At 71.4% G+C, this 8,300-nt stretch carries 7 protein-coding genes; 2 read left to right on the plus strand and 5 right to left on the minus strand.

The window, feature by feature from the left end:
• Positions 1-16: 16 nt before the first annotated feature.
• Positions 17-823, minus strand: a complete 807-nt coding sequence (locus GUY60_RS30140; RefSeq protein ID WP_246235825.1) for a TetR family transcriptional regulator — start codon at positions 821-823, stop codon at positions 17-19.
• 91 nt (positions 824-914) lie between these two features.
• Positions 915-2,699, minus strand: a complete 1,785-nt coding sequence (locus GUY60_RS30145; protein WP_161703505.1) for a 3-hydroxyacyl-CoA dehydrogenase family protein — start codon at positions 2,697-2,699, stop codon at positions 915-917.
• Between the two features lie 421 nt (positions 2,700-3,120).
• On the opposite strand from GUY60_RS30145, the gene GUY60_RS30150 reads away from it, so the two are divergent.
• Positions 3,121-3,696: a HEAT repeat domain-containing protein gene (locus GUY60_RS30150; RefSeq protein ID WP_161703507.1), complete on the plus strand. Its 576-nt coding sequence runs from the start codon at positions 3,121-3,123 to the stop codon at positions 3,694-3,696.
• Positions 3,697-3,790: 94 nt separating this feature from the next.
• Here the strand turns inward: GUY60_RS30150 and GUY60_RS30155 are convergent, their stop codons facing one another.
• From GUY60_RS30155 to GUY60_RS30165, 3 genes are all read right to left on the minus strand, one after another.
• On the minus strand, positions 3,791-4,309 hold the full coding sequence (locus GUY60_RS30155) for a GNAT family N-acetyltransferase (protein ID WP_161703509.1): 519 nt from the start codon (positions 4,307-4,309) through the stop codon (positions 3,791-3,793).
• Positions 4,310-4,404: 95 nt separating this feature from the next.
• Positions 4,405-6,099 (minus strand): alpha/beta hydrolase, encoded by a 1,695-nt coding sequence (locus GUY60_RS30160; protein ID WP_161703511.1) that lies wholly within the window; start codon positions 6,097-6,099, stop codon positions 4,405-4,407.
• A 216-nt stretch (positions 6,100-6,315) separates the two neighbouring features.
• Positions 6,316-7,338 carry an Rv2578c family radical SAM protein gene (locus GUY60_RS30165; RefSeq protein ID WP_161703513.1) on the minus strand — a complete coding sequence of 341 codons (1,023 nt, stop codon included), beginning with the start codon at positions 7,336-7,338 and terminating at the stop codon, positions 6,316-6,318.
• A 233-nt stretch (positions 7,339-7,571) separates the two neighbouring features.
• Between GUY60_RS30165 and GUY60_RS30170 the strand changes: the two genes are divergently transcribed.
• Positions 7,572-8,153: a TetR/AcrR family transcriptional regulator gene (locus GUY60_RS30170; protein ID WP_187370163.1), complete on the plus strand. Its 582-nt coding sequence runs from the start codon at positions 7,572-7,574 to the stop codon at positions 8,151-8,153.
• Positions 8,154-8,300: the final 147 nt, after the last annotated feature.

Genomic DNA, 8,300 nt, shown 5'->3' on the forward strand with positions numbered 1-8,300 from the left:
GGTGGAGCGGGTGTGGTCAGTGGTCCCGCAGGGCCGCCTCGATGGTGCGCATGACCTCGTCGAGCGGAGCGTCCGTGCGGGCCACGGTGACCAGTACCTCGCCGTGCGCGGAGGCGGTCGCCGCAGGGGCCGGGAGAGTGGTCTCCCGGCCCGCGCCTATCCCGGACCCGAAGGTCTTCCGGACGATCGCGAACGCGTGGTCCAGCTGGTTCTCCACATCGCCTTGGCCGCCGGCCCGGAGCCAGCGCCGGAGCACGTGGTTGTGCGCGGTCACCACGGCCGAGGCCGCGACCTCCGCGAGCAGCGGGTCGTCGTTGCCGTCGTGGTGCGCCTGCTCGTCGAAGTGGCCGAGCAGATAGCGGGTGAAGAGGCGTTCGTACCGCGCCACCGAGGCGATCTCGCGCTCCCGCAGGGTGGGCACCTCGCGGGTCAGGCGGTAGCGCTCCACGGACACCGTCGGCGAGGCCGCGTACATCTTCATGACTTCCTTGATGCCCCGGCACACCGTGTCGAGCGGGTGCTCGTGCGGCGGGGCCGCGTTGAGCACCGCCTCGGCGCGGATCAAGGTGTCGTCGTGGTCGGGGAAGATCGCCTCTTCCTTGGAGCGGAAGTGGCGGAAGAACGTCCGCCGGGCGACCCCGGCCGTCGCGGCGATCTCGTCGACGGTGGTCGCCTCGTACCCCTTGGTCGCGAACAGTTCCATCGCGGCGGCCGCCAACTCCCGGCGCATTTTGAGCCGCTGGGCCGCGGCGCGGGAGCCTGCGGGGGTCTCAGGGGCGTCGGCGGAAGCGGGCGTACGAGGGGACTTGGCGGCCTTGGGCATGGATCGAACGTACTGCATGTCCGCAGCTGGCCGCGCCTCCGGGAGCGGGCCGCCCGACGTTCCGAGCAGCCCGCCCCAGCCGGCGTGCGACTCAGCGCCTGGCATATTCGCGGAAGCCGCGGCCCGTCTTGCGGCCGAGGCACCCCGCGGCGACCAGGTGCTCCAGAAGCGGCGCCGGGGCGAGACCCGGGTCGCGGAACTCGCGGTGCAGCACCTTCTCGATGGCGAGCGAGACGTCCAGGCCGACGACGTCCAGGAGCTCGAAGGGGCCCATGGGGTAGCCGCCGCCGAGCTTCATCGCGGCGTCGATGTCGTCGAGCGTCGCGTAGTGCTCCTGCACCATCTTGATCGCGTTGTTCAGGTACGGGAACAGCAGCGCGTTCACGATGAACCCGGCACGGTCGCCGCAGTCCACCGGGTGCTTGCGGATCTTCGTGCACACCTCGCGGACCGTGGCGTGCACGTCGTCCGCGGTCAGCACCGTGCGGACCACCTCGACCAGCTTCATCGCCGGGGCCGGGTTGAAGAAGTGCATGCCGATCACGTCCTGCGGGCGCGAGGTGGCGCGGGCGCAGGCGACGACGGGCAGCGAGGAGGTCGTGGTGGCCAGGACCGCGCCCGGCTTGCAGACCTTGTCGAGCGTCCCGAACAGCTGCTGCTTGACCTCCAGGTCCTCCGCGACCGCCTCCACCGCGAGGTCGACCTCGGCGAACGCGTCCAGGCTCCCGGCGGGCGTGACCAGGGCGAGCACCGCGTCGGCCTGCTCCTGCGTCATCCGGCCCTTGGTGACGGAACGCGCGAGGGACTTGCCGATCCGGGCCTTCGCGGTGTCGGCCTTCTCCTGGCTGCGCGCGGCGAGCACCACCGCGTACCCGGCCTTCGCGAAGACCTCGGCGATCCCGGACGCCATGGTGCCCGAGCCCGCGACGCCCACGGAGCTGACGGTGCGGCCCTGCGCGGTCCCCTCAGTGGCGGCCGGAGTGAGCGCGTCCGGCACCACCTCGTCACTGCCTGCCTGCGCGTACGTGTAGAAGCCGCGGCCCGTCTTGCGCCCGGTCAGGCCGGCCTCGCTGAGCTGCTTCAGGATCGGCGCGGGGGCGTGCAGCCGGTCGCGGGAGTCGGCGTACATCGCGTCCAGGACGGTGCGCGCGGTGTCGACGCCGATCAGGTCGAGCAGCGCCAGCGGGCCCATCGGCAGTCCGCAGCCCAGCTTCATCGCGGCGTCGATGTCCTCGCGGGAGGCGTACTTGGCCTCGTACATCGCGGCGGCCTGGTTGAGGTAGCCGAAGAGGAGCCCGTCCGCGACGAAGCCGGGGCGGTCGCCGACCGAGACCGGCTCCTTGCCCAGGTCGAGGGCGAGCGCCGTGACCGCCTCGACGGCCTGCGGGGCGGTGAGCACCGAGGAGACCACCTCGACCAGCTTCATGGCCGGTGCGGGGTTGAAGAAGTGCAGGCCGACGACGCGCTCCGGCTTGGCCGAGTCGGCCGCGAGCCGGGTCACGGAGAGGGCGTTGGTGCCGGTCGCGAGGATCGCGTCGGGGCGCACGATGCCGTCGAGCTCGCGGAAGACCTGGTTCTTGATCTCGTACGACTCCGGCACGACCTCGATCACCAGATCGGCCTCGGCGGCGGCCTGCAGATCGGTGAAGGTGCGGAAGCGGGCGAGCGCGTCGCGCCGCTCCTGCTCGGTCAGGCGCTCGCGGCGCACGGCCCGTGCGGTCGAGGCTTCGAGGGCGCCGACGGCCTGAGCGGCGGCCGCCTCGCTGATGTCGATGCCGATGACCTCGCGGCCCGCGCGGGCGAGGACCTCGGCGATCCCGGTGCCCATGGTGCCGAGGCCGATGACGGCGACGGTGTGCAGGGAGGTACGGTCCATCGCGGACTCCAGAAGAGTGTGAGTGACGACTGAGAGGGGCGCACGGCGCGCGGCGGTACGGCGGAGGGGCCGCCGGGGCGCGCAGCGGGTGAACCGCTTCTGCGCGTGCGGGAGTTGAGCTGTCGAGGTCCGGGCCGCGCGGCATGCGGGCGGATCCGGTGAGGGTGAGGTCGACAGGCCCTGTCCCCGGGCCATGTCGTGAGCGTCGTGCTGTACCGAGCCGAACCGACTTGCTCGGCGGCTGCGTCACCAGGCCGCCGAGAGGGTCGCGGGTGTGACCCGCTCTTATGAGCTTAACCAGCGAGTAACGAGCGCGCCAGTCCTCGGGCACTGTGACCTGGATCGCCTCACGTGTGATCGCGCCCTCTTGCCGCTGATCGCCCCCTCCTGCCGCTGCGTGACGATCGCTACGCTGACCGTCATGGACGAAGAGTCGCGATCGGTCACGGAACGTCTGCGGAAGGAGTCCGCGGGCTCCGCGCACTTCGAGCGACTGAGCGGGACGGACGACCACGACGAACTCGCCGGCGTCCTCGTCGCGCCCCAACAGCCCTTGTGGGCCCGCGAACTGGCCGCGTTCCGGCTCGGCCGCGCGGGCGACCGGCGTTCGTTCGAGGCCCTCGTCCTGCTGCTCAACCACCGGGACCCGGAGCGCTGCGCCGGTGCCGCGCACGCCCTCGCCCGGCTCCGTGACCCGCGCACCGCGCGTGCGGCCGCGGCGCTCGCCACCAATGAGCTCCGCGTCGCCTACGCCCTGCATCCGGTGCGGCTGCTCACCGCGCTGCGCGCCCCCGAGTCGGCGCCCGCCCTGATCACCGCTCTGGAGCGACGGCTCGCCTCGCCGCACGACCCGTACTGGCGGATAGCGCTCGCCTGTGTGGAGGGGCTCGGCGCGCTGGCCGACAAGCGGGCGGTGCCGGTGCTCGTCGCGGCGCGTACGCAGCCACGGCTCGCGGCGGCGGCGACGGCGGCGCTGGCTCGGATCGGGGAGTTGTAGGGAGTTGTAGGGAGTTGTAGGGAGCTGTCGGAGGAGTCGCAGGGGGAGCTGTAGGGGGGAGCTGTAGGAGGTCCGGTCCCTCAACAGGCCGTGTTCAGGGCAGAGTTCGCGCGTATCTGACCTCCGGCACCGGCACCCCCTCGACCGCGAACTGTTCCTCCGCGCCGTCCGGGCCGAAACCCGCGCGCGCGTAGAAGCGCCGGGCGCGGGCGTTCTCCTTCAGTACCCAGAGCAGCAGCCGCCGCACCCCCGATGCCGCGCAGCGGGCCAGGACTTCGGCCATCAGGGCCCGCCCCGCGCCGGTGCCGATGTGCTCGGGGTGCACGTACAGCGCGTACAACTCGGTGTCGGTGGGCGGCAGATCGCTGTCCCGGTACGGGCCGAAGCTGGCCCAGCCGACGATCGCGCCGTCCCGTTCGGCGACGAGCCCCACCACGGCCGGGTCGCCCCGCGCGAATCGTTCGCCGCATCGCGCGGTGTCCTTCGTGACGTCCATCGCGTCGAGATAGGACCGCGGGATCAGGTCCGCGTACGCGAACTGCCAGCCGCGCACCCGGATTTCGGCCACGGAGGGGCAGTCGTGCTCCGTCATCTCCCGCACGCGTACGTCCATGAGCGCACCCTACGAGGCGGCTCTGACAGTGGTCGTCTCCCTTTCGCCCTCGGGCGTGCCGGGACGCACGTGTGTGGGTGCGCCCCGGCGGGCGGTCAGCGGTGTCTGCCGATGAGGCCGTGGAGTGTGGTGCCGCTGTTGCTGTTGCTGTTGCTGTTGCCGTCGGCCGATGTGCGTGACCTGGGCTGGGACTTCGGCTCCGGTTCCGGGTCCGGTTCCGGGTCCGGCAGGGCGGCGCAGGTCGCGTCCGGTGCGCCCTGGCCGGTGCCGCGCGGGACCTCTCCGGTGGCCAGGTACGTGGTCAAGTGCCGGTCCAGGCAGGCGTTTCCGCTGAGGGTGACGCCGTGGTTGCCGCCGCCCCGCTCCACGACGAGGCTGGACCCGCGGAGCTTGCGGTGCAGGACGGCCGCGCCCTCGTACGGTGTCGCCGCGTCCTCGGTGGCCTGGAAGAGGAGTACCGGGGGCAGTTCGCGGTTGGTCACGTCCGGCGGGTCGAGCTGCGTGGTCGGCCAGAACGCGCACGGGGCGTTGTACCAGGCGTTGTTCCAGGCCATGAACGGGGCCTTGGCGTGCGTCTTCCAGGTGTCCGCGCGCCAGGTCGCCCAACTCCGCGGCCAGTTGGCGTCCCGGCACTGCACCGCCGCGTACATCGAGTAGCCGTTGTCGCCGTCCGCGTCGACCGCCCCGAGCTTCTTGTGCGCGTCGAGCAGCGGGGCGGTGTCCCGGTCGTGCGTGTACGCGGCGAACGCCTCGGCCAGGTCCGGCCAGTAGCCGTTGAAGTAGCCGCCCGGGATGAACGTGTCCTCCAGCTCGCCCGCCCCGACCTTGCCGCCCGCGGGGTGCTGGGCGAGGGTCGCCCGCATCGCGTACCACTCGGCCTCGACGGCGGCCGGGTCGGTGCCGAGCCCGTACGTGCTGTCGTGCCGCGCGACCCACGCGGTGAACGCCTTGTGGCGGGCGTCGAACGCGAGGTTCTGGTCGAGGTTGTCGCGGTACCAGACGCCGGTCGGGTCGACGACGGAGTCGAGTACGGCCCGGCGGACCCGGTCGGGGTGGAGCTTGGCGTAGACGGCGCCCAGGTAAGTGCCGTACGAGTAGCCGAAGTAGTTGATTCGCTCGGCGCCCAGGGCGCGGCGGATCACCTCGATGTCCTCGGCCGCGCTGACCGTGCCGAGGTGTCGAAGCAAGTCCCCGTACTTCTCGCCGCAGGCCGTCGCGAAGGCCCGCGCCCGGTCGACGTTGGCCCGCTCCAGGGCGGCGGTCGCCGCGAGCGGGTCGGGGCGCACCGGGTCGAAGTGGCCGGGGCTGCAGTCGAGCGCGGGCTCACTGGCGCCGACGCCGCGCGGGTCGAAGCCGATGACGTCGTACTGCGCGGCGATCTCCTTGGGCAGCGCGCCCGCCACGAACCCGGCGAGGGTGCGGCCGCTGCCGCCGGGGCCACCGGGGTTGACCAGGAGCGGTCCCTGAAATCCGGCACGGTCGGTGTGCGGGACACGGGACAGGGCGAGGGTGATCTGCCGCCCCTGCGCGGCGGCCGGGCGCCGGTGGTCGAGGGGCACCTTCAGGGACGCGCACTGAAGGGTCGGATAGGACTTGGTGGGGCAGTCCTTCCAGTTCAGGGCGTCGGTTCCGGGTGCGGCGGCGGTGCTTGTGGTGGGTGCGGCTGCGGTGCCCGGTGGGGCTGTGGTGCTTGCGGTGGGCGGGGTCGCGGCGGACGGAATCGCGGAGAGCATGCCCCCTACCGCGGCGACGGCGACGGCGCCGAACAGGGCGACGGCACGAGATCTCATCTGGCCTCCCGAGACGGAGGAGTTCGGACTGTGCGGGCACAGTCCCGGTCCCGCATCGTCTCGGAAAGGCCGCCCGGAAAGCAGTGCTCTGTGAGGATTTGCGCTGATATCTGGTAAGTCGACTCCAATGGGTGCTACGGGGGTTGCTGTTGAGGTTCTGGCGTCCGGTGCCTGGTGCCCAGTGTGTCCGGTGTCTGGTGGGTGCTCAGGTGCCGGTCACAGCAGGGTGAGTTGGGTGGGCCGCTCGTCACGCGGGCGCACGCGCGTGGTGTCGGTTATCGGGGCGCGGGGCTGGGTGGAAGGGCTCGGTCCGATGCCGTACTCCTGCGCCAGTTCGTGCACATGGCGCGTGATGCGGCGCTGGTACCACTTGGGCGCGTACGGACCCTCCGCGTACAGGCGCTCGTATCGGCGTACGAGATGGGGGTGGTGCTCGGTGAGCCAGGCCATGAACCACTCGCGGGCGCCGGGGCGCAGGTGCAGCACCAGCGGGGTCACCGAGGTGGCGCCGGAGGCGGCGATGGCCCGCACGGTGGCGCGGAGTTGGCCGGGGGAGTCGCCGAGGAACGGGATCACCGGGGCCATCAGGACACCGCAGCCGATGCCGTGCCCGGTCAGGGTGCGTACGACGTCGAGGCGGCGCTCCGGCGCCGGGGTGCCCGGCTCCACGGTGCGCCACAAGGTCTCGTCGATGAAGCCGACGGAGACGGAGATGCCGACCTCGGTGACCGCGGCCGCCTCGCGCAGCAGGTCGAGGTCGCGCAGGATCAGCGTGCCCTTGGTCAGGATGGAGAAGGGGTTCGCGTGGTCGCGCAGCGCCGCGATGATGCCGGGCATCAGGCGGTACCGCCCCTCCGCCCGCTGATAGCAGTCCACATTGGTGCCCATCGCGATGTGCTCGCCCTGCCAGCGCGCGGACGCCAGTTGGCGGCGCAGCAGGTCGGGCGCGTTGACCTTCACCACGATCTGCGAGTCGAAACCGAGCCCGGTGTCCAGGTCCAGATAGCTGTGCGTCTTGCGGGCGAAGCAGTACACGCACGCGTGCGTGCAGCCCCGGTACGGGTTCACGGTCCACTCGAAGGGCAGGCGGGAGGCGCCGGGCACGCGGTTCAGGATCGACCGGGCGCGGATCTCGTGGAAGGTGACGCCGCGGAACTCAGGGGTGTCGAAGGTCCGGGTGGTCACGGCGTCCGCGCCGAACAGCGCGGAGTCGTCGGAGAGCAGGTTGTCCCAGCGCATGGCGCCTCCTAGGTAGCACTGGCCACACAATAGAACACACGTTCCCATGATCGTGCGCGGTCGGGTGTCGTGGCGTTTGTCGCGCCTGCGGTGCGTGGGTGCCTGGGGCGGGTGCATGCCCCTTGCCCTATGGGGATTTGCCTAATGGTGTTAGGTAGATGCACTATTGCTGTAGGAAATCTTCGGATCGGAGAAATCGGATCGGAGAAATCGGTGAAACGGGAGGCGGCGCAGTGGCGCGAGCAGGACTGACCACGCAACGGCTCGTGCAAGCGGGCGCCGAGCTCGCCGACGAGGTCGGCTTCGAGCACGTCACCGTCTCCGAGCTGGCCAGACGCTTCGACGTGAAGGTCGCGAGCCTCTACTCGCATGTGAAGAACTCCCACGACCTCAAGACCCGGATCGCGCTGCTCGCCCTGGATGAGCTCGCCGACCGGGCCGCCGACGCCGTCGCCGGACGCGCCGGCAGGGACGCCCTGACCGCCTTCGCCGACGCCTACCGCGGCTACGCCACCGAGCACCCCGGCCGCTACACCGCCGCCCGGTACCCACTCGACCCGGAGACCGCGGCCGCCAGTGCGGGGCCCCGGCACGCGCGGATGAGCCGCGCGCTGCTGCGCGGCTACGAGCTGTCGGAGCCCGACGAGACCCACGCCGTACGACTCCTCGGCAGCGTCTTCCACGGATTCGTCAGCCTGGAGACGGTGGGCGGTTTCAGCCACAGCGCGCCCGACGCGGGGGAGACGTGGCCGTGGATCCTCGACGCCCTCGACGCGCTGCTGCGCGCGGTTCCCTCGAGCGGTCAGCGCCCTTGAGTGCCCAGTGCCTTTGAGCTCCCAGTGCCCTTGAGCTCCCAGCGCTCTGGGGTGCCCAACGCCCTTGAGTAATCAGCCCACTTGAGTAATCAGCCGACTTGAGCAGCCAACAAAGCAAGGCAGACGCCCCATGAGCACCCCCCACCC

The sequence above is a fragment of the Streptomyces boluensis genome (assembly GCF_009908195.1).
In the GTDB taxonomy this organism is placed as follows: domain Bacteria; phylum Actinomycetota; class Actinomycetes; order Streptomycetales; family Streptomycetaceae; genus Streptomyces; species Streptomyces boluensis.